We start from the raw sequence: 24,563 nt of genomic DNA on the forward strand, positions 1-24,563 counted from the left end.
TTATTTCTGCGATAATTTGCGTTAATCTGCGTTTTGACGCACTCCGGCTTTGTGTCTGAATACCTTAAAAATGAAACTGTTCTGCCAAGATCAGTTTGTTGGCTTCTACGGACTTGCAAATGTTCTTCACAGAAGCAGCGGAACGGAAACCGTCTGCAGGTGTGTGGAAGCAATAGTCTATCAGTCTGTCAATAGTAGAGGTTGCTACATGCATACGAGTGTCGGAAGAGGCATAATAGATATACACTGTTCCATTTTCATCTGCAATCCATCCATTAGAGAACAGTACATTGGATACATCTCCTATCCTTTCTTCTCCCATGGGTGCCAGTAGGAAACCACCCGGCTCGGCAATGATCTTTGTCGGATCTTCCAGAGAAGTCATGTACAGATAGAGCACATAACGCAAGCCGGCAGCGCATGCACGGACTCCGTGAGCCAGGTGCAGCCATCCTTTGGAGGTTTTGATAGGATGAGGCCCTTCGCCGTTTTTCACCTCTTTGATGGTGTGATAATGGCGGTGGTTTATAATGGTTTCTTCTTTTATTTCTGCGTGGGTGATGTCGTCTATCAGTGCCCAGCCGATACCTCCACCGTTTCCGGCGTTGATAAAGTTATCTTGTGGGCGGGTATATAAAGCATATTGGCCATTTATAAATTCCGGATGCAGTACGACATTGCGCTGCTGACTTTTGGAAATCAGATTCGGAAGACGTTCCCAGTTTTTCAGGTCTTTGGTACGTATGATACCTGCTTTGGCTACGGCAGAAGACAGATCACCCGGCGCAGCATTGGGATCAAGGCTTTCGCTGCAGAAAATTCCATAAATCCAGCCGTCTTCATGGGCTGTCAGGCGCATATCATATACATTCGTTTCTTCGGGATATAAATCCGGCAGTTGAACCGGATACTCCCAGAATTGAAAACGATCAATACCGTTAGGGCTTTCGGCAATGGCAAAGAATGATTTGCGATCATACCCCTCTACCCGTCCCATTACAAGATATTTCCCATCGAACTTGATTGCTCCTGCATTGAATACGGCATTAATACCGAAGCGTTCCATGAAATACGGATTCGTTTCGGGGTTGAAGTCGTATCTCCATTCCAGTGGAGTGTGGGCAGCTGTTAATATGGGATATTTGTAACGTTCGAATATTCCATTGCCTGGCAGTATCTTTTCATTTTCACGGGAGATGAGCGTTTCGTATTCTTCCATAAGAACACGTAATCTGTTATCATATCTATTCATATCTATTCAAAATTAATAAAAAGAGACTGACCACAATACAGACAGATACAAGGGATATACTGTGTTGCAAGAACAGTCTCTTTTTATGTTTGTCACTTCAAAAGTATGGGGGTACTTTTAAAATACACGCGTCAAGTTTACAAATTATTGTTTAGTAATAAAATACGAACGAGCTGTACAGTTCGGTTCCGCGAAACTAACCCAATACCAGTCGTTTTCAACTTTATCAATACGGCAATCTTCAGCCGGATATTTCACACTTTTATCGATTGCATTTCTTGTCACCTTATACAGTACGGCGTTGCTCTTGTCACCCACTGTCAAGTCTCCTGTAAATTGGATGGCAAAACCGCTGGCATACGTTCCTGTTCCTTTTATAACCAGTTCGGACATGTTGAACTCTGCTGCATGAGTTACTGTGCCTACTGCCGAAGTAGATAGACTTTGATAAGAAGCAGAACCGGCTATAAAGTAACGATAAGACGGGTTTGCCAGATAAGGGTCATCAATGTATACCACATTGATGCTGATTGATTCCCCTTCTTGGTCACTGATGGTTATCGTCTTGTTGAAACGGTACCTTTTAAGACCTTCGACCACGACATCCGTCCCATTCTCTGCCATTGTACATTTCAGATAAGTGGCAGATCCATTATTGACACAGGTATATTCTCCGTTACCGTCCAAAATCTTGAGAGTCAGAGGCTCGCCAATAGTCAGATAAGCAATCTCTTCGCTGTTGTCGAGCATTAGCTGTTTGACAACTTTTACGGAAAGTTCAGCGGTTTTGTTTAGTCTGTCGGTAACTGTCACGGTCGCAATGCCCGGTGCCAGGGATTCCACTTGGATATGTCCCTCTTCATCCACCGTAGCTTTGGCTATGGATTCTTTATCGACTGTCACTTTGTATCCTCTATTCCCTGTATGTATGTTAATCGTTTTATTTTCACTCGGATACATTTTTGTGGATGAAACAGCCAGAACTAGCCACTTAACTGATCTACTATGACTTTTACACTGGTACTCATTTGTGCCCAGTCGGTGATTGTCAGATTAGTGCTGCCCGCCTTCAAAGCTGTCACTTTAATCATATTTCCCTCGGCGACGGCAGTGGCTACTTCTTCATCAGAACTGGCTATCTTGTAGTTGCCATTTCCCTGAAGCATCTGAATCGTTCCTTGCGGTGTTTCATCAAAATTAATAATTAGCTCCTGTGTATCTGGCACGAGATTGTGATAGGAGGGATCGTCATCGTTACAGCCGGAGAAAATAGTAGCGGCTGCAAGCAGGAATCCTGCTAAATATAATAGATTTCTTTTCATGATATTCATTGTTTATTTAGGATGATTATTCAGCTCCAATATCTTTCATTTTACCGGTGATGGTTACAACGCTAAACTTAGGAACAGTAATGGCACGCAATCCGGTAAGAGACGGGTTCACTTTTTTACGCTGCCATTTTACTCCCTCGTCCGACGTATATGAAATCATTGTCTGGAATTCTTTTCCCTCGATCTCCAGTTTAGTTTCGAAAGCTTTGCTTGTAGAGTTATTCACTAATACGATGGTATAAGTGTCGTCTTTAACATAGGCTGTCATTAACAGTTCTTTGGGGAAAACTTCTTCATCGTTTTCAGGAGCAATCGTTTTTACGTCTACACGACGGCTTCCCTCTGGAATGAACTTGGTGAACTGTCCATAGCTATAATAGCGGGCAGCTCTTTCATAATTTGTTCCGGGCAGTGCTTCTTCCAGTCTGATAAGTGCTTCGTTATTGGTACAAGGCCGTGCGCCTGCCCACCAGACAAATGCATTCAGATTGGAGACTGCCAGATAATTGTGGAAAGTTGTGGCCCATTGCATCGCATTTTTCCAGGATGGATCGTATGTGTCTGTAGAACTGGTTTCTGTGTTCCATATATGGATGTTCTTTTCTGCGCAGAGAGGTGATTGCACAAATTCAGTGTTACCGATTAATGTATATCCATGAGCGGCTGCAATAATATTAGAATTTGCTAATTCGGGGCGAGCCTTCAAACCGTTCTCAAGGAAGGTGACTCCCGCTTTCCACCATGAGTGCTCTCCGAAGATAATTTTCATATCCTGATAACCAGCCTTGTCTAAAGCCGGGCGAAGATTATCTTGGCAGAAATTGGCTAAATTACCATAAGTCCAGCTACATCCGTTCCATCCTGTTCCGCTACTGTTCGGCTCATTGGACGGTGAAATGGCATAAATCTTAATACCGAATTTATTCGTATATGTATTGATGAAGTCTATCAGATAGTCGGCGAATTCTTCTCCCGAGCCGGATTTCAAACTACCGCCAGAAGGTTTTCCGTTGGATTTCATCGTTCCGGGAGGACTCCATGTAGAGAACATGAACTTTACATTCTTGTATTTTCTCTGAAGAATATCCACCAGCCACATTTGACCCAACTGCACCTGTTCGCCACACCCCGAACCGTTGAAGTCTCTCCAATAATCATTAATCATGGACGGATCGTTCGGAGCCAGGTTGAATGTGCGGTTAATGCCGAAGTCGATAACGTTGGTGACAGGATTCTGATAGTGCGGAAATACTTCTCCCCGGAAGATGTTCAGTTTTAAACCATTCTCACCAAACAAGTCGTTTACTACATCTTCACGTTGCATGTGGTTCCATATGCGGTGTGACCATTCGGCAAAAGCACATCCGAAACCATCAATAATCTGATGCTCGTGTCCCTCCCCGAACTGTACTTTAATGACAGCTTCGGTAGTCGGTTCGGCAGAGAAACCGTCGTCTTCGTCTGTTTCTTCTACCGGGTCGGGAATGTAGACGTCGCCGTGACTCAGAGTTCCGTCGTCACAAGAGTATCCTAGAAATAGGAAGAGGGATACGAATAATAATGAATATATCTTTTTCATATTGTTTCTTTATTAAGTTAATCTTGTCTGGACATTATTTCCATAGACTGGTTTGCACCATGGCAGTATTATTGTTCAATTCACTTGTCGGTATAGGATAGTAAAGGTGCTTTTCCTGGAAGTTTTCTGCACCCTGCTTTCCGTTGGCCTTTAAAATCAGTTGGATTTCGCTGACGGAATACCAACGTTTGAGATCATAAAAACGGTGACCTTCTCCGAAGAATTCCAATAAACATTGATGTTCGATTTCAGTCATAAGCTCCTCTTGCGCGAAAGTCTTTTCCTGAAGTCCTGCTCTTTTACGGATTAGTTTTAAAGCATAGTTGGCACCGTCCGGATCGCTGGTTTTGGCACATGCCTCGGCATAAAGCAGCAAGACTTCCGCAAAACGCATCACACGTAAGTTGCTGGACCTTCCCTCCTTATTACCCATATTATCCGGTGCTTTATCATCCACATAGTATGCGGTATTTTTCTTGATTAGGAATTTACCTGCCGTTCCGTTGACATTGAAGCTGGGAGCTCCACCTGCCATTTTACCCTCATTACCTTCCCAAAGCTCATCCATCGAGTAATTGTTTCCATACCATTTTTCGTTGGGTACTTTGTCGCCATAGTTGGCTGCATCAAAGAAAAGGCTGGCATACATACGTCTGTCAAACTTGGTATCTGCATCGTTCGGGCGAGTTTCTCTGGTGAATTCTCCTACGATGAAAGAATTCGGCATCAGTTTGGCCCATCCGCCGGATTTTACCGGACCGGTAAACTGCGGTATATAGCAACCCAGGCAGATTCCACTTTCGTTGCTCCATGAGTATTCTCCGTCGGGACTGTATGCTATTTCGTACACGAATTCTTTATTGAACTCATCTTCATTCGTGAAGTTCTTACCGAAGTTGTCAATCAACTCATAAGAGTAAGGAGCTTTTAATAATGTTCCTAATAATTGCTTGGCTTCCGGATATCTATGTTGGGTGGCATATACTTTACCCAGCATTGCGATAGCAGCCCCTTTGGTAACCCGTTCTTTTGCGGTGGTGCGTTCAACAGGCAGGTTACATTTGATCGCGTTACCCAAATCTTCTTCCACTTGTGTCCATAATGCAGCTTCACTGGCAGGACCTTTATTGGTTTCATCTTCGTTAGACGGTATCAGTCGCAAAGGGACTTCTTTGTAGTTGTTGACTAACAGAAAATATTGATAGCCGCGCAGAAAGAGCGCTTCGCCCTTAATCATCGAACGATCTTCTTCCGTAATGCCCGAAGCCGGTACCTGGTCGATATAGCGTAATACGATATTGGCACGTTGGATACCCGAATAAAGCGCTCCATAAGGATCGTTGCCGGTGGACGGTGAATTCAGGAAGTTTGCAATATTCCACATGGGAACTTCTTCTCCTTTGATGGTGAAGATATCATCGCCGCGACCGTTGAGGTTCAGCCAGCCGTCGAATGCACCGAAGTATCCGTACATGGCTCCTTTTATGGGGGAATAGGCGGCTGCCAAAGCACTTTCCGCATCTGCTTTATCTTTCCAGAAGTTGCTTTCAGTGAAATGGTTAGGGTCCGACAGATTCAAAAAGCTGGATTCGTTGCACGATGTCAGTGCTCCGGAAAGAAGAGCTGCCATGCACATATATGATAACCAATTTCTTTTCATGTTTATAGACTTTTAATGTTTAATATTAATTTAAGGCATTACAGGTTAACTTGTATTCCGAATGAGATAGTGCGGGGCAATGGATAACGTCCCTGGTCGATACCTCTTGAGAATACGTTGTAGTCAACACCGGCAACAGTACTTTCACCCAAATCCGGAGTATAACCCGAATATTTGGTCAGTGTGAATAGATTTTCCATTGAAGTGTATATTCTTACATTCTCAAGTTTGACTTTCTTGGTCAGGTTTTTGGGTAATGTATAGCCGATATCCAATGTTTTCAGACGCATATATGAACCGTTCTCGAGCCATCTGTCGGAGTATGCCCATTTGTTGTCTGCACCATCTGTTTTAGAGAAGCGTGGAATATCGGTATTTTGATTGTCCGGTCTCCACGAGTTTGCCAATACGGTGCTCATATTTCCGTTGAAGTTTCCTGATTCCAGGCGATAACGCGGATAATTATAGATTTTGTTACCTACCATACCGTCAAAGAAAAGGTTGAAGTCGAAGTTGTTCCACTCACCACCCAGTCTGACGCCGAAAGTGAAATCGGGGAAGGGGCTTCCTACATCATGCTGGTCGTCTGTATTAATCTTGCCATCACCGTTCCAGTCCTTGTAACGGATATCGCTGACCTGGGCTCCGGGTTGAATGAGTTCGCCGTCTTTGTTCTTGTAATTGGCAATCTCTTCTGCCGAACGGAATAAACCGTCTGTTTCAATCAGATTGAAATAGGACATGGAATGTCCTTCGGCAAACATATTGATACCACGACCACCGGCACCGTGTGCGCTATAACCGGAAATCATCAGATTCTGGCCGCCCAATGTGATTTTCGTTACTTCATTCTTGTCGGCAGCGATATTGGCACCTATATAATAAGTGAACTTATCTTTGATAGAACCCCGATAATTCACGGCAAATTCAAATCCCTTATTTCGTACTTGTCCTGCATTCTGGATCGAGTTTCCGCTGATACCGGTAGATGCGGTCGAGGGGATAGGCAGCAGTACGTCATTCGTGTTTTTCACATAAGCATCGGCAGTGAAAGTTAATTTTCCGTTCAGCAGGCTGACATCCAGACCGATGTTATATGTTTCTGTATTTTCCCATGTCAGATTAGCCGGTGAAATAGCCTGTACATAAGGCATGGAACCAAACCAGGGTGAATTGTTCGATACATAGTTCATTCCATCCGATACTACACTTTGCGTAGGATAGTAGCTGGTCATTTCCTGATTACCGAGTTTACCGTAGCTGAAGCGTAACTTCAACTGGTCGAATACATTTTCCAACGGTTTGAAGAACTTCTCGCGATTAATATTCCATCCGATAGAAGCGGATGGGAACGCGCCATATTGATGCCCTTTCTTGAAACGTGACGAACCGTCGCGGCGAATGGAGGCGGAAAACAGATAGCGGTCGTCGAATGAATACATGACACGTCCGAACAGGGATACCAATGCCAATTCATTCAGGCTGCTGGATGCTTTCAGGTTGGAAGGATCCACATTGCCCGGCATTGTTTCTATGAATTGGGCCATATCGCTATTCTTTCCATACAAGCTGTGGCTTTTGTCTTTCTGCGCAGAGTAACCGGCGAGAAGTGACAGGTTGTGCTTACCGAATGTACGGTCGTAGTTCAAAGTATTCTCTAATACCCACGATTCCCAGGTGGATGATTTTTCTTCCAGGTCGGGTTTGTCATTCTTTCCAAATGTACCTAAATCGTATGCGTCTGTATATTTGCGCCATTTAGTATGTTCTTTTCTGATACCTACGTTGAGTTTGTATTTTAGTCCTTTGATGATTTCCGCTTGCAAATAGGCATTGAGGAAAATTCTGGTTGTTTCAGTTCGCTCATCATTGACCGTCATTTCTGCCAATGGGTTGGGTAAGTTGATATCGTTGGAGGTACCCCAGCCCCCTGAATTCGTCGGGTCATAGACGGGTACAACGGAGGGGAACTGGAAGATGTCGAACATTGTATCCTGATGAATGTAGCCACTTCCTTTTGTCATGTTTACAATCAGCGATTCGCCTATGGTTAATCGATTGTTCAGGAAAGAATAATCGCTCTTCAGGCGGATATTATAAGACTCATGATCTGTATTGCGCAATATACCCTCTTTATTGAGATAACTTACGGATGAACTGTAAGAACCATTTTTCGAACCGCCGCTGATTGTAGCATTGGCTTTGTAGGTCATAGCGGTGCGTAACATTACATCCTGCCAGTCTGTACCCTCACCGATAAAAGGAGTTGCTCCGTTTTCTGATCCGTAACCGTCGTCCGCCAGACGATAATAACGTGCGAAACGACTGTATTCTTCTCCATTGAATACTTTTAGTGTTTTAGGGGTTTGGCTGATGCCTGTGAAAAAAATGATATCCAATTTGGTTGGCATATCTTTACGGCCGCTTTTGGTTGTGATTAGTACTACACCACCTGCTGCACGTGAACCGTAGATGGCTGCTGCGGCAGCGTCTTTTAATACCTCGATAGAAGAGATATCATTCGGATCGACCATGCTGATGTCGCCGAATGCACCGTCAATTACATACAGTGGATTGTTGTTGGATAATGAACTGATACCGCGTACGTTAATTGTCATCGTTCCATTCGGATCACCGCTGGAGCTTGCCACTGATACTCCGGGTATCTTTCCTTGTAATGCTGTTGCGGTATTGGAAGCCACTTGTCCGTTAAGCTCTTTGGCACTAACCGAGCTTACAGCTCCCGAAAGATGACTTTTCTTCACTGTACCGTAACCGATAACTACTACTTGTTCAAGAGCAATATTATCTTCTTCCATTGAGACGTTGATCGGAGCACCGGATGTAACTGCTCTCTCTATATGTTTCATACCTATTGTAGAGAATACCAGCGTACTCCCTTTGTTCACTTTGATGGAATATTTACCATCCATGTCTGTTACTGTGCCGGTGTCTTTTCCTTTGATTCTGACTGTGACTCCAGGTAAAGGTTCATTTGTTGCAGCTTCTGTTACTACTCCTTTTACTTCAATGTCTTGAGCCGCTAGTGGGATGCTAGTCATGCAGAGAAATAAGAATAGTAAGAAATGAATTTTTCTTCTCATAATTTATTGCATTAGATTTATAAACTCTGGGCAACTGTCAATTGATCCATGGAAACTTCAACCAACAATTGTATGATGCAAAAATAGAGGATTATGTCATGTTATGCAGATATTATCTTAGCACGTTCTGATATTATTTTGCCTGTCTTTGTGTGATGTATTTATTTTTTTATGGTGAGGACGTACTTTACATATAGAGCTTAAATGTCTTGCTTTTAGGCTATGAATGGCTTGTTTGCTACATTGGTATATCCTGTATGTTGGATATTAATGTCTTATTTCTTGTTTTTGAAAAAGGAACAATGGTATTATAAGGGAGAAAGGCGGTATTATTTAATTTGTAGAAATGATACTATTTTGCAGCTTAATACATAAAATTATAACGAGTGGGCTTATTCGATTTGATGAAATGTGTATCGAATGAGGGATAAGAATAGGCTTTTAATATAAAAAAGAAAAGTGCAAAGCTGCCGATTTTATGTATTGAATCAGGCAACTTTGCACTTTATTTATTGGACGCTTTAAAAATAAAGCTGTTCTGCCATAACGAGTTTGTTTGCTTCTACAAGCTTGCAAATGTTCTTCACAGAGGCAGTAGAACGGAACTCATCTGCTGGAGTGTGGAGACAGTAATCTACCAGCCTGTCTATGGTCGAAGTTGCTACATGCATACGAGTATCGGAAGAGGCATAATAGATATACATTGTTCCATCTTCGTCTGCAATCCACCCGTTAGAGAAAAGTACATTGGATACGTCGCCGATTCTCTCTTCTCCCATAGGGGCTAATAAGAAACCGCCCGGTTCGGCAATGCTCTTTGTCGGGTCTTCCAAAGAAGTCATGTACAGATAGAGCACATAACGCAGACCGGCAGCGCATGCGCGAACTCCGTGGGCCAGGTGCAGCCATCCTTTGGGGGTTTTGATAGGATGGGGACCCTCACCGTTCTTTACCTCCTTAATCGTGTGATAATGGCGGTGGTTAATAATGGTTTCTTCTTTTATTTCTGCGTGGGTGATGTCGTCTATCAGTGCCCAGCCGATACCTCCGCCGTTTCCGGCATCGATAAAGTTATCTTGCGGACGTGTGTATAGAGCGTATTTGCCATTTACAAATTCCGGATGCAATACCACATTCCGTTGCTGACTTTTAGCGATCAGATTGGGCAGTCGTTCCCAATTTTTCAGGTCTTTGGTACGTACAATACCCGCTTTGGCTACGGCAGAGGACAGATCACCCGGCGCAGCGTTGGGATCAAGGCTTTCGCTGCAGAAAATACCATAAATCCAGCCGTCTTCATGGGCTGTCAGACGTATATCATAGACGTTTGTTTCTGCCGGGTCTGTGTCGGGTAATTCTATCGGATACTCCCAGAAACAGAAATTATCTATTCCATTAGGGCTTTCAGCGATGGCGAAGAACGATTTCCGATCGTTTCCTTCTACACGTACTATCATCAGATACTTTCCATTCCATTTAATGGCTCCCGAATTCATGGTGGCATTCACACCGATTCGTTCCATTAGGTATGGATTCGTTTCCGGATTCAGATCATAACGCCACTCCAAGGGAGCGTGCTCGTTTGTTAAAACCGGATATTCGTATCTTTCAAAAATCCCATTGCCCGGAAGAATCATGTTGTTTGGGCGGGTTATCAGAGTTTCATGCGCTTTTTTGAGAAGACGCAATCTATTGTCATAAGTTCTACTCATAATACTATTTCTTTATAAAATAATTCCAGATCCGATAAAAGAATCCGGAATCATTTTATTGACAATACATAACTTAATTGTTCCTCTTTCGAGTTGGCGGATTGTTTTATTTGAACTTTCCGGTGATTGTTACTACACTGTATTTGGGAACATTCACGGAACGTTTGCCTGTCGAAGAAGGATTCAGTTTCTTACGCAACCATTTTACACTGGAATTGGAAGTGTATGAAACCATGCTATCGAATTCTTTGCCCTCTATTTCCAGCAAAGCGTCAAAGCCTGTGGTTTTTGATTTGTTCACCAATACAATGGTATATGCATTGTCTTTGATATATGCCGACGCACTTAAATCTCTCGGAATTCTGTTTGCCGTTGTTGAGGCGGTTTCTACATCCACGCGTATGGAACCTCTTTCGATATATCTGGAAAATTGTCCGATAGAGTAGTAGCGGTCTACACGGTAGTATGAATCACTAAAATCCCATTTGTCGGTTTGAAGCAAGTTTTCTCCCGTTGACGTACAGTAACGTGCTCCTGCCCACCATACGACGGCACTGGTCTGTGCTTTCGTCAGGTAGTCGTGATAGTTCTTTGCCCATTTCATTGCATCATTCCAAGTCTCATCACGGGTTTTGTCATCACAGGTTTCTGTTTGCCATACATGTATACCCTTTTCCTGGGCTGCTGTCATTGGCAGGATATTGGAGTCAACTGTAGAGTAACCATGTCCTGCAGCCACAATGTTGGCATTCACTAATTCCGGGTTATTCTTTAATGAAGTTTCTACCCATGTTACGGCATTTGCCCACCAAGGCAATTCTCCATAAACAATTTTAGTATCCTGTAAGCCTTGTCTATCCAGTTCCGGACGTAGGTTTTTGATTGTAAAATCTGCCATTTGCTGATTACCCCACAAACATCCGTCCCATCCACCCATGGCTTGGTCGGGCTCATTCCAACCGGAGATACCGTAGACATTGATACCAAATTTGTTTTTAAAGGCTTTTGCAAAGCCGGTTAGGAACTCGGCATATTCTTTGCTGTATTCACTGTTGAAAGAGCCACTTCCACCGCTGACTTCTTCGCCCACACCAAAAGATTTCCATACGATTGGAGGAGTCCATACAGAGAAGAAATAATAGATATCCATCAGTTTTCTCTTGCACAAATAGTCGATAATCCACAACTGCGAATATTCCTTATATTTTTCGCTATCTGCACTCAACAGTGCTTTTTGTTCAGCAGAATGTGCTCCCAGATGATAGTTTTCTTCAGTTTTGAAATTGAAAGTTTTGCCGTCTGTGGATGCGGATGAAGCACATACTTCTCCACGATAGATATTAAATCTCAATCCATTTTCGCCATATAATTCGTCCATGAGCTGTTCACGTTTTGTACATCCATATACAGCTTCCGCCCATCCGAAATTACATCCGAAACCATCTATTTCCTGATGTTTACTTTCAGGCAGGATTCTGATAACCGACCCGGTAGTTGGTTCCGCTGAAATACCGTCGTCTTCGTCTGAAATGACTACCGGATCCGGAATATTCACTTCATCATGACTCAGACTGTTATCATCACAAGCTGTGATACCTCCCAGTAGCAGGAACAATGATGTGCTTAAAAATAAATATATCTTTTTCATAAAATCGTTTCTTATAGTATTCTTAATTATTTCCACAAATTATTCTGTTCTACAGATGAGTTGTTGAGCTCTCCTGCTGGAATAGGGAAATATTTATGTTTTTCTCTGAAATTGGTTGCACCCTGTTTATCATTTCCTTTAAATATTGCCTGGATTTGAATGGTTGAATACCAGCGCTTCAAGTCATCGAAACGATGTCCTTCACCGAAGAATTCCAGTAGACATTGATGTTCAATTTCTTTCATCAGATCACTTTGTGGGAATTCTTTTTTCGGCAAACCAGCTCTTTGGCGAATTTCGTTCAATGCCCAGTTGGCTTGGTCTTTGTCTACCTCTTTAGCACAGGCTTCAGCATAGAGCAATAATACTTCTGCGAAACGTATAATGCGTACATTGTTTGCTCTTCCTTCTATATTACCCATGTTATCGGCACTTTTTGATTTTACGTAGTGAGCGGTGTATTTCTTCAGGAGAAATTTACCGACTTGAGCGCCAGTGGCCTGACTAACATTAAAGGTAGGAGCACCACCTGCCATTTTGGAAGCATTTCCGGTCCAAAGGTCATCCATTGTGAAAAGACCACCATAGAACTTTCCATCGTACCAGCCGTTTTCTTCCGATACCCAATCGCCATACTCGCTCGGAGTGAAGAACATGCTGGCGTAGATACGTTTGTCATATTTTGAGTTGGGTTCTGCGGTCGGATCTGTATCGGTTACCGTTTCTTCTTCTCCCTTGTCATTGATGATCGTTTTAGTGGGACGATTGCCGCGTGTTTCAGTTGTAAATTCACTAACAAGGAATGCAGAGGGCATTAACTTCGCCCATCCTCCTGATTTTGCAGGTCCTACGAACTGTGCCAGTGAGCTACCTAAACTGATACCACCCTCATTACCCCATGACATGTCTCCGTCACTACTATATTGCAATTCGAATACAGATTCGGCGTTGTTTTCTTTAGCAGTAGTAAAGTTGTCAACGAAGTTCTCCATCAATTGATAACGTTTGCCCGATGTTCCGAATGGACTGTAGGATGAATCAATCAATCCTTTCAATAACTCTTTGGCTTCTTTGTATTTTTGCTGTGTTACATATACTTTTCCAAGTATAGCAATGGCAGCCCCCTTTTCGATGCGTCCTTTTTGTTCGGCAGGACGGCTTTCCGGCAGATTGCCATCATTGATTGCAGTGAGTAGGTCCTTTTCAATCTGTATCCAGATTTCAGATGCGGGAGAAGCCGTTTTGTTAGGATCATCCTCATTTGATGGAACCAGACGCAAAGGCACATCTCCATAGTTGCTCACCAATAGAAAATATTGGTAGGCCCGTAGGGTGAGGGCTTCGCCTTTGATGGTGGCGCGGTCGCCCTCCGTAATGCCGCTTGCCGGTACCTGATCGATGTATCTAAGTACAATGTTGGCACGTTGTATACCTGTATATAGTGCACCATACGGGTCATTCCCTGTTGTTGCGGAATTTTGAAACGTAGCTATATCCCACATGCTGGCTTCTTCGTTCAGTATCGTGAAAATATCATCTCCACGGCTATTGAGGTTCAGCCATCCGTCGAATGCCCCATAATATCCGTTCATCTGATATTTAATGGGCGAGTAAGCTGCCGCTAATGCACTTTCTGCATCTGTTTTATCTTTCCAGAAGTTTTCGTTAGTAAAGTGGTTTGGGTCTTTCAGATCCAAAAAAGAGTCACTGCAGGATGTCAGCGCCCCTGATAGGAGGGCTGATATAAGCATATATGATAACCAATTCTTTTTCATAATTTCATTTTTCTGTGTATTAATCTTAGTATTTATAATCCTAATTGGATACCAAAAGAGAACGTACGTGGAATGGGGTAGCGTCCCTGGTCAATTCCTCTTGAGAATACATTGTAGCTCACACCGGTTGAAGAACTTTCACCCAAGTCGGGAGTATAACCGGTATATTTGGTTAGTGTCAACAGATTTTCCATAGATACATAAATGCGCAGGTTTTGAATCATTGCTTTCTGTAACCATTGTTTCGGGAAAGTGTATCCGAGGTCAATTGTTTTCAAACGTACATAGGAACCGTCTTCCAGCCATCTGTCGGTATAAGCCAGTTTGTTGTCCGTACCATCTACTTTAGAGAAACGAGGCATGTCAGCGTTCGGGTTGTCCGGTCTCCATGAGTTGGCAACATTTGTGCTTAAGTTACCGTTGAATGCGCCTGACTCGAGACAATAACGGGGATAGTTATAAATCTTGTTACCGGCTACACCATCAATAAAGATGTTGAGGTCGAAGTTATTCCAGTCACCGCCCAGTCTCAGACCAAAATTAAAGTTAGGAAGCGGGCTGCCTACATCATGCTGGTCGTTTGTGTCAATCTTTCCGTCACCATTCCAGTCTTTGTAGCGGATATCACCTACCAGTGCACCTGGTTGAATCAATTCGCCTTTGCTGTTCTTGTAGTTTTCGATTTCTTCCATGCTGCGGAAGATTCCATCTGTTTCAATCAGGTTGAAGTAAGACATGGAATGTCCTTTCTTGAACATGTTGATACCACGTCCGCCTGCTCCGTGAGCTGAATATCCGGAGATAGACATATATTTTCCGCCTGCAGTGATTTCGGTAACTTTATTATTTGCTGTGCTCAAGTTGGCACCAACGTAGTAGTTTACTTTATCGCCGATAGAACTGCGCCATGTAGCTGATACTTCGATACCTTTGTTTTGTACCTGTCCTGCATTCTGGATAGAGAGCCCACTGATACCGGTGGAAGAAGCATAAGGAATCGGTAGCAATACATTATTTGTATTTTTGATATAGGCATCTGCCGTCAGTGCCAATTTTCCATTTAGTAAAGTTACATCCAGACCGATATTGTAAGTTTCTGTATTTTCCCATGTCAGGTTGTCTGGAGATACTGCGTTTACAAAAGGCAGTTTACCAAACCAGATACTGTTGCCTTGCAGATAGTTCATGCCGTCACTTACCACACTCAGTGTAGGGTAGTAGCTGTCCATTTCCTGATTACCCAATTTACCGTAGCTTAAACGCAGTTTTACTTGGTCGAAGATATTCTCCAATGGGCGGAAGAATTTCTCGCGGTTGATATTCCATCCTACGGAAACAGAGGGGAAGCTGCCATAGCGGTGTCCATCCTTGAAGCGTGACGAACCGTCACGACGGATAGAAGCAGACAACAGATAGCGATCATCGTAAGAGTACATCACACGTCCGAAGAGAGAAACCAATGCCTGTTCATACAAAGAACTTCCGGCTTTCATCGTCGTTACGTTTCCGGTCATTGTGTCGATATATTTGGGAAGGTCCGAGTTGCTTCCATTTAAAGAATAGCTCTTGTCTTTCTGTGCAGAATACCCCATCATAGCGGAGATATTGTGCTTGCCGAAAGTACGGTCGTAGTTCAATGTGTTTTCAAGTACCCATGAGTCGAAACTTGAGAAGCTTTCTGAAAGGTCTGGTGATTCGTTGATCCCGTAAGTTCCCAGATCATATGCGTCTGTATAATTACGGTTTTTGGTGTGGTTTCTTCTTAGACCCAGATTCAGCTTGTATTTCAAACCATTGATGATTTCGGCCTGGAGGTAAGCATTCAGGAAGATTTGCGTGCTTTCACTTGTAATATCATTGATTTCAGAGATTGCATAAGGGTTCGGAAGATTGATATCGGCAGATGTACCCCATCCTGTAGCGTTTTCCGAGTCAAAAATAGGAACAACGCTAGGGAAACGCAGTAAGCCGTTCATTGTGTCTTGATCTGTACCGCCTTTACCCTCTGCTAGGCGAAGAATTAAAGATTCACCTACAGTTACACGATTGTTGAGGAAGCTGAAATCACTTTTTAGACGAATATTGTAAGACTCGTGGCTGCTGTTACGCATAATACCATCTTTGTTCAGATAACCACCTGATGCGCTGAAAGATGCATTTTTTGAGCCTCCTGTAACGGCAATATTGGCTTTGTATACCATCGCTGTGTTCAACATGACGTCCTGCCAGTCTGTGCCTTTCCCAATGTATGGCACAGCATCGGTTTCTGCACCGTAACCATCAGCGGCAAGACCGTAGTAACGTGCGAAACGGCTGTATTCTTCTCCATTCAATACATTCAGTTTTTTAGGGTTCTGTTGAACGCCTGTGAAGAAGTTAACGTCGACTTTGGTCGGCATTTCTTTGCGACCGCCTTTAGTAGTAATCAATACTACACCACCGGCAGCGCGCGAACCATAGATGGCTGCTGCAGCAGCATCTTTCAAAACTTCGATAGACTGGATATCGTTAGGGTCTACCATGTTGATATCACCAAATGCACCGTCTACTACGTATAGTGGCGCATTGTTTGATAAAGAACTGACGCCACGCACGTTGATGGTGGTTCCATCATTCGGATTACCGCTGGAACTCATAACGGATACGCCTGCAATTTTTCCTTGTAGGGCGGTAGCGGCAGTGGTTGCCACATCTCCATTCAGCTCTTTTGTTCCTACGGAACTTACCGATCCTGAGAGATGGCTTTTCTTTACTGTACCGTAACCGATGACTACCACTTGATCCAGTTGGACATTATCTTCTGCCATTGAGATATTGATTGGAGAGTTGGAAGATACTTTTCTTTCAACTGTTTTCATGCCAATGGTTGAAAAGACAAGAATGTCATTCATCTTCACCTGAATGGTATATTGACCATCTACATTTGAGATAGTCCCGTTGGTGGTTCCTTTCACCTGGACAGTAACTCCGGGCATCGGCTCATTGGTCGAAGCCTCTGTAACTATACCTGTTACCTTTATTTCCTGGGCGAATCCGGAAAGGGTAATGAGGCATAATATAAAGAATATATAAAGTTCTTTTTTCATAATACTTGGGTATTAAACATGTGCTGTTTTTGGGGTATTTTTAAAGGTAACGCACATTCATTTCCTGACCGATAATTAATGTTTATGCATCGGTCTATAAAAATGTGGTTTGAAAGTGTGGAGAGAATATGTTGATTCTCTCCTCTTCAACTTTCTTTTTAATTCAATGATAGTGATGTTTCCTGAAAACTCCTTTTTCTTGCTTGGCGCTATTTTTTGATAAACTTCAAGCCTATTTTAACGTATTGGCATTCATCCTCTCTTAATGCTGTCGGGAGACCTTCTAATAGATTGACTACAAAGTCTTTGGTGTCCCCCAAACTATCAAATGCTCCGTCTAAATACGATTTTACAGTCGGGTCATTCACTACTACCATCGCCTTGGCCAAAATATTTCTCAGTGTAACCCCTTCGATATTGATTGCCATATTGTTACCATCGATTTTATATTCGCAAAGAATACCTTGCTCAAGGACTGGAACCAATAATTTGATTAGTGCTTTAGCTTTGTCGCGAAGATCACCATCATCCGCACGAGTACTGCCATCAGTACGAGTGCTGCCAGAAAGAGAAGTTCCTAGACTGTTGATCATATCTATGAGGAAGCCGGAGTTGAGTTCCAAGTAAATTCTTTCATCCGGTTTTTCAGGATCATAATAATATCGCAATACATTGTGAGTCCCTTCCGTGCTGTAAGGTCCTGCTTGTGTTATATCTTCGTTGTAGGAGTAGCTGGCAAGCATACCTCCGTTAGGTTCTGCTTCTACATATTCTAATAAATTGAATACAATTTGATTCATTTTTATATTTTTGCCAGTTATTGCCTCCATAATCTTCGCACTGAAAATCATGCCGTCCACTGTGCCGAGCATTGTGTTAGGTGTACCGGATATATTAACACCAAATGCTTTGCCAGGGCTGAGCATTACGTCTGATTTCCAATCAGCCCAAAAGGGAGCGTGGTTAGCTATTCCACCGCTTTGGCTCATCTTTGCTGAATACCACTTACCTACTAATTTCTTATTTGTCAGTTCATAATTGATGGCTACTGTTGCTTTTTCGTTTCCAATCTTCCCCCTATAATCCATAGTATATGTTGGTTGGACGTAGCTTCCTTCAAATATATAATCTGTTCCATTTCTATATAAAGGAACATTAGTTACAGTAATTTCCTTTACTCCCGGAACAGGGCTGTTGCCTGTGTATTTGAGTCCCCAGCCTGAGACCAATCCTCCCACACCGCCTGGGATTGCAGTAGCGATTGCTGTTTCCAAATCTGTTTGTGCTGCTGCAAACGTAATAGAGGCAGTTTCGTTATTTTCGTCTACTGTCATGATCATTTTCTTTCCCTCAAGCTTATCGCCGTTACAAGTCATCACCAGATCATAATCACCCTCTATACTATACTCTCCGTTCAAATCAGGAAGTTCCTCACTTTCATCATCAGTTCCACCATTATCAGTAAACTTCTGTTCAAGATATTCGTCATCAACTCCGTTTACACAAGAAGTAAATGTACCAGTGTAGCTCAAAAGGGAGGCTACTCCAATAAGATAAAATAATTTGTTTTTCATTGCATATATTTTTATGATGTTAAACTCTGTGGGCAAAGGTAGGGTGGTTTGCGGTGAGGGACAAATATAATTTTATCAAATACTAATACAAAATTAACAAAAAGCATAAAAATGGGTAAAAAGAGTGATTAAACATCTTTAATGTAATACTAAAACGCTATAAATAGATGTGTTTGTTGATATGAAGATTAGATACACGTATATTTCGTCTATCTTTTCCTTTACTAAAACGGCTTGTTTGCTTATAAAAAGAAAGGGGATACTTTATTTTTCCGATACAGAATATAATGATTCTATTTACTGCAAAATATACCGATAATAAAGCGCATTTTTTAGAAAGAAGTGATGTACTTTGTCTATTATATCAATTCCTGAATCTCATTCCAATAGAAGAATGCTTCTATATTACCTTTTTGTAATAATCTACTTTTGATTCATTCTTTATGTATGCTTGAGTCGTCTTGTTTTAATATAACCCAATAACTGGATTTTGTTTTGCCCTCACGTTTTATATAGCCTTCGTTCACTAATACTTCCAAATGTTTTTGGATGGCGGAAGAGGCTATTCCTACTTTTTGGGTAAGCTCTTTGCGGGTTATATAATTATTCTCAATGACAAGGCGTAATATCTCGATACGATTTTTTGGCATTTGACCACCTATTTGACCACCTCGTTTGCGATTTCTGTTTTGCCCTTTTATTTTAAATGTTACTGTCACATAGTCTATTTCATTTAGAATTGAAACTTCGTTTCCTGTCAATTGTTTCCAACTCTTCATTTTGTCTATGCCGAAACCTGCATTCTCCGCATTTCTTTCGAATTCTCAACTTTCTGTCCCTTTCTTTTGTTCTTTTAGACGGAATAAAGTACCTTTGTCTCATGCCGTTACAGATAGGCTAAACGAGAAACAGGAGTAAATATGGAAGAAGTAAAAGAAATCCCTTATGGCGTTTCCAATTTTGTGGAAGTGGCGGAGCAGAATATGTATTATGTGGATAAAACGATGTATCTGCCTTTGCTGGAAAAACAGCCAAGATATCTGTTCTTTATCCGTCCGCGTCGTTTTGGTAAAAGTATTTTTTTGAGTATGCTCCGGGCTTATTATGACATCACACAGAAAGAAAAGTTCCAAAAGCGTTTTGGTAGTCTTTGGATAGGCAGTCAGCCTACTTCTTTGCAGGGACAGTTTCAGATTCTTCATCTCGACTTCTCACGCATCGGTGGAATTGAAGGAACACTAGCGCAGAATTTCGATGATTATTGCTGTGGCGGGTTGGACGATTTCGCATCCATTTATGAATCATACTATTATCCGGGATTTGCACAGGAGATGCAAAAACAGGAAGGATCCGCTAATAAACTAAACTTTCTCGACCGAAAAGCTCGAAATAATGCCTCTCGGCTTTATCTTATTATTGATGAATATGATAATTTCACCAATGTGGTACTCAACGAGCAAGGTAATGAAGTTTATCATGCTCTGACTCATGCCAGTGGATTTTATCGGGAGATCTTTAAGAAATTCAAAGGTATGTTTGAGCGTATCTTTATGACTGGTGTCAGTCCTGTCACATTAGACGATTTGACTAGTGGGTTTAATATTGGTTGGAATATTAGTACCGACTTTCAATTTAATATGATGCTGGGTTTCAGTGAGACAGATGTACGTACGATGCTTCAATATTATAAGGATGCCGGACAACTGCCTGCAGATACGGACATAGAGGCGATGATGCTGGAAATGAAACCGTGGTATGACAATTATTGTTTTGCAAAAGAGAGTTTGACGCGTGACCCGAAGATGTTTAACTGCGATATGGTGCTTTATTATCTGCGTAATTATATAACATTAGGCAAAGCTCCCGAGCAGATGATAGATCCTAACACCCGTACGGACTATAACAAGATGAAGAAGCTTATTCGTTTGGATCGTCTGGACGGTGACCGAAAGGGCGTCTTGCGTAGAATTACCGACGAGGGACAAATCGTAACCAACCTGATTACTACTTTTCCTGCAACCGAAATAGCTAATCCGGAAATCTTTCCCAGCTTGCTCTTTTATTATGGTATGCTGACTATTACTGGTACGCGTGGAAATTATGTAGTATTGAGTATTCCTAACAATAATGTGCGCAAACAGTATTATGAATTTCTGTTAGAAGAATATCAGGAGAAACGGTATATCAATTTGAATAATCTGGGTTTAATGTTCTACGATATGGCTTATGATGGCCGATGGCATGAGGCTTTGGAGTTCATAGCCCATGCCTATAAGGATAATTCCTCTGTGCGAAGCTCCATTGAGGGCGAGCGTAATATTCAGGGATTTTTTACTGCTTATCTAAGTGTGAATGCCTATTATCTGATAGCTCCGGAAGTGGAGTTAAATCATGGATACTGTGATTTATTCTTGATGCCGGACTTGCTGCGTTATGAGGTGAAACATAGCTATATATTGGAACTGAAATATCTTTCTTCGAAGGAGACTGATGCAAAAGCTAAAGTACAATGGCAGGAGGCAACGGTGCAGATAAAGGAATATGCTGCTGCGCCGAAGGTGCGCCAGTTGGTGCAGGGTACAGAGTTGCATTGCATTGTGATGCAGTTCCGTGGTTGCGAATTGGAACGGATGGAAGAAATCTTTTGAATCTTGTAGCGGTCATAAACAGTTGATTGACGAGAGAGGAAAAAATAAAAGGAGAAGTTAAATTCTGTGTTTAGCTTCTCCTTTCCTTTTTTATATAATCTCGAGAGATTATTTGAAAACTACTTTCATCGGTCTGCCTATCCAGACTTGTGGTTGTTCAAGATTGAAAATAGATGCTATTGTAGAAGCTACATCGTATTGCATCATACTTATATCATCAAATCTAAGTCCTTTTTTGATATTCTTTCCGGATATGATAAACGGAGTTTCCATTTCCTGCATTGTTTTTCCTCCGTGTCCTTTGTCAATACCTCCATGATCGGCAGTCAATATGAAAATAGTATCATCAAGTATTCCGGCATCTTTTACGGCTTGTACTATTTGTCCCATGTACGTATCCAATTCTGCTAATTTGGTATAATATGCAGGGGTGTCATGTCCTTCAGTATGCCCTGTGTGATCGGGGCTGTCAAAGCATATTGCAACCAGTGCTGGCTGTTTTTCTTTAATATAAGCAGATGCCATATTTCCCAATTCTTTAGGAGTTTTGTTGCAATCAGCAACGTGATAATGATAGCTCATGGAAAGAGTATCTACCAAATACTTGATTCCCTCCCATTCGTATAAACAGCCGATTTCTGCTTCAGGACGAGCATCACGCAGCAATTGGAAAACAGTTGGGAAAATGCCATGCTGGTTTAATACTCGTGAGGGAAGTTCCGGAGTTTTAGACCCCCACTCGGTATATCCGTGCAGTTCCGGTCCGGCTCCCATGAACATGGAAGCCCAGTTGATGGCACTGGACGAAGGTAGTGCAGAGCGTTTCTTTAATGTATAGGCACCGTCTTCCATTAATTTTTTGACATTGGGCATATCCGCTTTAGGGAGACTGTACGCACCCCAGCCGTCCAAACCGATGAAGACAACGTGTTTGGCTTTGTCTTTTCCTTTGGCATTGCAAGAATATGTGAAACAGAAGAGTAATGAGAATGTAGCAAATAAAGTGAAAAGGTTTTGTCTATTCATGATACTTTTATTTAAAGGGTTAATGTTTTATTCGTTGTTTAATGAGATGCTGTAATTGACGATAAGCAAAGGTAGGGCTATTTTGAACGGGAGACAAATATAATATTAGCAGATACTAATACTTTTTTTCTATTTCCTCTGAAACTACATGATTTGCTTTTTGATTTTTTTATTTGGTAACTGTTTTTTTAGAGAGAAAGGATGTACTATTAATATATGTAAGAAAAATATCGTGGTGAATTTGTATGTAATATTGACTATATAGCGATCTCTCTTATTTTAATATGAATCAGTCTGTTGCTTTATAAAGATAATATGTTTACAGTTCTATAATAAATCCGAATATCGTTTTTAATAAATAGTTGAAGAGTTTATTAAGAACGGTATTCGAGTTTATTAGAAACTATTTTTGATGAATATCAGAAATGTTTGTGAATTATATAAACAAAATGGGAGAAAATCAGTGCTGATCTTCTCCCATTCTTATTCTTGTATATATGGAAATCTATGCTTGATAATACGTCTTTATGTCTTGATATTTGTATGTCTCATCTTGCTTTTCTTCTTTTTGTTTTCTCAAAGATACGAAATAAAACAGGAGAAGTCAAGGATTTGGCTACTATTAAATTGTTCTCTTCTTTACTTGTTTTGTCCACAACACAAAAAGTGATATTTATTGATTTTCTTACTTATAATAAATAAAAACAAGGAGCTGTGTTACATGATAGTTTCCATTCGTAATGGATAATAGTTTTCAGTCTTACTGGAAGCTATTATATGATGCTGATTATCAATTATTCCTCATGGTAAGAATGATCTCTTGGAAAATCCTCTCCATCCCATGCCTTTTTCGAAGTCCAGGGCTGTGAAGCATCTGTCCAAAAGGGATCGTCGGCAGGAAGGCCTAACGGCAGAAAAGCAAGGGAAGCCATATATAAACTACCATTGTTGGTGTAATAGTCTGAAATACCGGGTTGGGAACCGTTGAAACCTAGCGTAAGAAAATCTTTCTTATTGAAATTGCGGTTATTTCCAAACATGCGGTTGATGACGGCCGTCATGCCGGCACGTACTTGTCCGTTTGTCAATTCTTCGGGAAGCCATTTGCGCCAGGCGAGTAATGCCAGTGTTTGCAGGGAACCGGTACGGTAAGTGATGGAACGTCCGACAACGGGTAGTGTTCCTTCCGGAGAGATGAGACGTTCAAGGATCACTCCGAATCGCTGTGCACGCGTGATCGCTTTGTGGTAATCACAGCCGGGCATGTTCCATATCTTTTTATGTTTGCCGGCTTCGGTGATAATTTCCAATGCTTCGATATACATGGGGTGTATCACAAAACTATTATAATAATCGAATGCGAAATGAGGGCCGTCGGAATACCAGCCGTCACCTACGTACCATTCTTCTATTTTTCGTAAAGAGGAGCTGATACGGTAGGTGTCGCTAGGTGCGCCTGCTTTTCGAAGAAACGATTCGACAGTTGCGCTAAACAATAACCTGTTGCTGTATGAAGGGTCCACTCGCCTGAGCTGGGTGAATTCGTTGATATATCGTTGTTTGGTAACACTGTCTAAAGGCATCCATAAAGCATCGTACCCTCTTAAAAAACTCTCTGCAATATATGCTGCATCAACTAAAGTCTGTCCTTCCTGGCGCCACAGCAGATAATCCGGTGCTGCAGGGTCAACAGCCTGCTTATAGCTGTTCAAAGCCCATTCCCGTAGCTGCTCGCGCTGTATGCCTTCTGCCGTATCATCATCCGGTAATGATAGCCAGGGGGCCAACCCTGCCATCAGTCGCCCGAAACATTCCATGTAAGTGACCTCTTTATTGCGACCATCCCATGTTGGGCTTAATTCTACAAGCATATTCTGTTTCAACAGACCATCACTCATATTCTTTAATACAGGGGTCGCCATCCGGTACATAATTTCACACCAGATTTCTCTATCGCTTTTTTCTGTTTTCTTTTTAGCAATCATACTTTCTGCCGGAAGCAGAAGAATGACAAGTAAGAGTAGCCAATTTTGTTTTTTCATGTATTACCTTAATTTTTGAGATGCAGACAAAGGTAGGGCAATTCCTGCGGTGGGACAAATACAATCTTAGCATTATCCAATACTTTTGCATTATTTATCCCAAACTGATACTTTACTGTGCGAAAT

Annotated in this window: 15 protein-coding genes; 1 reads left to right on the top strand and 14 read right to left on the bottom strand. The window is 41.9% G+C overall.

Annotated features, from left to right (window positions below; translation table 11 throughout):
* Positions 1–64 precede the first annotated feature (64 nt).
* The 12 genes from DXA54_RS03150 to DXA54_RS03200 form a co-directional block, all read right to left on the bottom strand.
* Positions 65–1,252: a glycosidase gene (locus DXA54_RS03150; protein ID WP_008646653.1), complete on the bottom strand. Its 1,188-nt coding sequence runs from the start codon at positions 1,250–1,252 to the stop codon at positions 65–67.
* A gap of 144 nt (positions 1,253–1,396) precedes the next feature.
* A complete protein-coding gene (locus DXA54_RS28440) occupies positions 1,397–2,155 on the bottom strand; it encodes a hypothetical protein (protein WP_243647632.1) in 759 nt (252 codons plus the stop codon).
* An 80-nt stretch (positions 2,156–2,235) separates the two neighbouring features.
* The gene (locus DXA54_RS28445; RefSeq protein WP_243647633.1) at positions 2,236–2,574 is read right to left on the bottom strand and encodes a hypothetical protein; all 339 of its coding nucleotides are present in this window, start codon (positions 2,572–2,574) and stop codon (positions 2,236–2,238) included.
* 25 nt (positions 2,575–2,599) lie between these two features.
* A complete protein-coding gene (locus DXA54_RS03160; protein WP_120078969.1) occupies positions 2,600–4,162 on the bottom strand; it encodes a glycoside hydrolase in 1,563 nt (520 codons plus the stop codon).
* Between the two features lie 34 nt (positions 4,163–4,196).
* Positions 4,197–5,822: a RagB/SusD family nutrient uptake outer membrane protein gene (locus DXA54_RS03165; RefSeq protein ID WP_120078970.1), complete on the bottom strand. Its 1,626-nt coding sequence runs from the start codon at positions 5,820–5,822 to the stop codon at positions 4,197–4,199.
* Between the two features lie 38 nt (positions 5,823–5,860).
* Positions 5,861–8,926: a SusC/RagA family TonB-linked outer membrane protein gene (locus DXA54_RS03170; RefSeq protein WP_120078971.1), complete on the bottom strand. Its 3,066-nt coding sequence runs from the start codon at positions 8,924–8,926 to the stop codon at positions 5,861–5,863.
* Between the two features lie 521 nt (positions 8,927–9,447).
* A complete protein-coding gene (locus tag DXA54_RS03175; protein WP_008646645.1) occupies positions 9,448–10,638 on the bottom strand; it encodes a glycosidase in 1,191 nt (396 codons plus the stop codon).
* Between the two features lie 106 nt (positions 10,639–10,744).
* Positions 10,745–12,286, bottom strand: a complete 1,542-nt coding sequence (locus tag DXA54_RS03180; RefSeq protein WP_032852414.1) for a glycoside hydrolase — start codon at positions 12,284–12,286, stop codon at positions 10,745–10,747.
* Positions 12,287–12,312: 26 nt separating this feature from the next.
* Positions 12,313–14,061, bottom strand: a complete 1,749-nt coding sequence (locus DXA54_RS03185; RefSeq protein WP_032852413.1) for a RagB/SusD family nutrient uptake outer membrane protein — start codon at positions 14,059–14,061, stop codon at positions 12,313–12,315.
* Between the two features lie 32 nt (positions 14,062–14,093).
* Entirely contained in the window at positions 14,094–17,147 is a 3,054-nt protein-coding gene (locus DXA54_RS03190) for a SusC/RagA family TonB-linked outer membrane protein (RefSeq protein ID WP_008646642.1), read from the bottom strand.
* Positions 17,148–17,356: 209 nt separating this feature from the next.
* Positions 17,357–18,721 carry a hypothetical protein gene (locus tag DXA54_RS03195; protein WP_008646641.1) on the bottom strand — a complete coding sequence of 455 codons (1,365 nt, stop codon included), beginning with the start codon at positions 18,719–18,721 and terminating at the stop codon, positions 17,357–17,359.
* 434 nt (positions 18,722–19,155) lie between these two features.
* The gene (locus DXA54_RS03200) at positions 19,156–19,500 is read right to left on the bottom strand and encodes a winged helix-turn-helix domain-containing protein (RefSeq protein WP_008646640.1); all 345 of its coding nucleotides are present in this window, start codon (positions 19,498–19,500) and stop codon (positions 19,156–19,158) included.
* Positions 19,501–19,641: 141 nt separating this feature from the next.
* Between DXA54_RS03200 and DXA54_RS03205 the strand changes: the two genes are divergently transcribed.
* Positions 19,642–21,369 (top strand): ATP-binding protein, encoded by a 1,728-nt coding sequence (locus tag DXA54_RS03205; protein WP_008646639.1) that lies wholly within the window; start codon positions 19,642–19,644, stop codon positions 21,367–21,369.
* A gap of 108 nt (positions 21,370–21,477) precedes the next feature.
* Here the strand turns inward: DXA54_RS03205 and DXA54_RS03210 are convergent, their stop codons facing one another.
* Positions 21,478–22,395 (bottom strand): alkaline phosphatase, encoded by a 918-nt coding sequence (locus DXA54_RS03210; RefSeq protein WP_008646638.1) that lies wholly within the window; start codon positions 22,393–22,395, stop codon positions 21,478–21,480.
* A gap of 794 nt (positions 22,396–23,189) precedes the next feature.
* Entirely contained in the window at positions 23,190–24,437 is a 1,248-nt protein-coding gene (locus DXA54_RS03215; RefSeq protein WP_008646636.1) for a DUF2264 domain-containing protein, read from the bottom strand.
* Positions 24,438–24,563 lie beyond the last annotated feature (126 nt).

This window comes from Bacteroides sp. OF03-11BH (assembly GCF_003604005.1).
Classification (GTDB): Bacteria; Bacteroidota; Bacteroidia; order Bacteroidales; family Bacteroidaceae; genus Bacteroides; species Bacteroides ovatus.

Coding starts and splice junctions, on each gene's coding strand:
- DXA54_RS03150 (WP_008646653.1), bottom strand. CDS start 1,252: ATGAATAGATATGATAACAGATTACGTGTTCTTATGGAAGAATACGAA.
- DXA54_RS28445 (WP_243647633.1), bottom strand. CDS start 2,574: ATGAAAAGAAATCTATTATATTTAGCAGGATTCCTGCTTGCAGCCGCT.
- DXA54_RS03160 (WP_120078969.1), bottom strand. CDS start 4,162: ATGAAAAAGATATATTCATTATTATTCGTATCCCTCTTCCTATTTCTA.
- DXA54_RS03165 (WP_120078970.1), bottom strand. CDS start 5,822: ATGAAAAGAAATTGGTTATCATATATGTGCATGGCAGCTCTTCTTTCC.
- DXA54_RS03170 (WP_120078971.1), bottom strand. CDS start 8,926: ATGAGAAGAAAAATTCATTTCTTACTATTCTTATTTCTCTGCATGACT.
- DXA54_RS03175 (WP_008646645.1), bottom strand. CDS start 10,638: ATGAGTAGAACTTATGACAATAGATTGCGTCTTCTCAAAAAAGCGCAT.
- DXA54_RS03180 (WP_032852414.1), bottom strand. CDS start 12,286: ATGAAAAAGATATATTTATTTTTAAGCACATCATTGTTCCTGCTACTG.
- DXA54_RS03185 (WP_032852413.1), bottom strand. CDS start 14,061: ATGAAAAAGAATTGGTTATCATATATGCTTATATCAGCCCTCCTATCA.
- DXA54_RS03190 (WP_008646642.1), bottom strand. CDS start 17,147: ATGAAAAAAGAACTTTATATATTCTTTATATTATGCCTCATTACCCTT.
- DXA54_RS03195 (WP_008646641.1), bottom strand. CDS start 18,721: ATGAAAAACAAATTATTTTATCTTATTGGAGTAGCCTCCCTTTTGAGC.
- DXA54_RS03200 (WP_008646640.1), bottom strand. CDS start 19,500: ATGAAGAGTTGGAAACAATTGACAGGAAACGAAGTTTCAATTCTAAAT.
- DXA54_RS03205 (WP_008646639.1), top strand. CDS start 19,642: ATGGAAGAAGTAAAAGAAATCCCTTATGGCGTTTCCAATTTTGTGGAA.
- DXA54_RS03210 (WP_008646638.1), bottom strand. CDS start 22,395: ATGAATAGACAAAACCTTTTCACTTTATTTGCTACATTCTCATTACTC.
- DXA54_RS03215 (WP_008646636.1), bottom strand. CDS start 24,437: ATGAAAAAACAAAATTGGCTACTCTTACTTGTCATTCTTCTGCTTCCG.